Raw genomic sequence first — 1386 nt, forward strand, 5'->3', positions numbered from 1 at the left:
CATGTCTAGTGGGCTCGGAGCTGTGTATAAGAGACAGCCCCGCCCCCGCCCCACGTAGCAACGGGCGCGCGCGAAGCCGCTAGTAGACCGACTCCGCCTCAGCCATTCGATTCACCGGCACCGTCTTCAGCTCCGTCACCGCATCCGCCAGCGGGGCCATCACGATGTCCGTCCCCCGCAGCGCCGTCATCTGTCCGAAGTCGCCCCGGTGCACCGCCTCCACCGCGTGCCACCCGAAGCGCGTCGCCAGCACCCGGTCGTACGCCGTCGGGACGCCGCCCCGCTGCACATGGCCCAGGATCACCGGCTTCGCTTCCTTGCCAAGCCGCCGCTCCAGTTCGCCCGCGAGCTGGTTGCCGATGCCGGCGAAGCGTTCGTGGCCGTATTGGTCGATCTCGCCCTTGGCGTAGTCCATCTGGCCTTCGGCGGGGTGCGCGCCCTCGGCGACGCAGACGACCGCGAACTTCTTGCCGCGGGCGAAGCGTTCCTCGACCATCTCGCACAGGCGGTCCACGGAGAAGGGGCGTTCCGGGAGGCAGATGCCGTGGGCGCCGCCGGCCATGCCGGACTCGAGGGCGATCCAGCCCGCGTGCCGGCCCATGACCTCGACGACCATCACGCGCTGGTGCGACTCCGCGGTCGTCTTCAGGCGGTCGATCGCCTCCGTCGCGACGCCCACCGCGGTGTCGAAGCCGAAGGTGCGGTCGGTCGCGGAGATGTCGTTGTCGATGGTCTTCGGGACGCCGACCACCGGGAGGCCCGCGGCGGCGAGCATGCTGGACGCCGTCAGCGTGCCTTCGCCGCCGATCGGGATCAGCGCGTCGAGGCCCAGCTCGCGGCTCAGGTCCTCGGTCTCCTCGCACGCCTGGCGCAGCCGGGCGCGCTCCAGGCGGGAGGAGCCCAGGATCGTGCCGCCGCGGGCGAGGATGCCGGATACGGCGTTCAGGTCGAGCTTGCGGTAGCGGCCCTCGAGCAGGCCCTTGAAGCCGTCCTCGAAGCCGATGACCTCGTCGTTGTGGCCCGCGAGGGCCCGGTGCACGACCGACCTGATCACGGCGTTCAGCCCGGGACAGTCACCGCCGGCCGTGAGTACTCCGATGCGCATGTGTCTCCTGTCGTATTTTGCCCGGAACCGATTGTTCCATGGCGCAACCCGACGCGCGCTTGCGGCTCCGCCGCTGCCCTCCGACGAAAAGCTCCTGGGGGCTCCGCCCCCAGACCCCCCGCACGCGCGCTGGCGGCTCCGCCGCCGTCCTCCGGTGGAAGGCCTCTGGGAACTTCGCCCCCAGACCCCCTGCACGCGCGCTTATGGCTCCGCGCCGCTGTCTCCCGGTGGAAAGCCCTCCGCGGGCTTCGCCCCAGACCCCCTGCACCCGCGCTTGCGGC

Annotated in this window: 1 protein-coding gene; it reads right to left on the bottom strand. The window is 71.1% G+C overall.

What is annotated here, in order from left to right:
- Positions 1–79 precede the first annotated feature (79 nt).
- The gene (locus G5C51_RS42005) at positions 80–1105 is read right to left on the bottom strand and encodes a 6-phosphofructokinase (RefSeq protein ID WP_165246195.1); all 1026 of its coding nucleotides are present in this window, start codon (positions 1103–1105) and stop codon (positions 80–82) included.
- Positions 1106–1386 lie beyond the last annotated feature (281 nt).

It is taken from the genome of Streptomyces coryli, assembly GCF_011044975.1.
Classification (GTDB): Bacteria; Actinomycetota; Actinomycetes; order Streptomycetales; family Streptomycetaceae; genus Streptomyces; species Streptomyces coryli.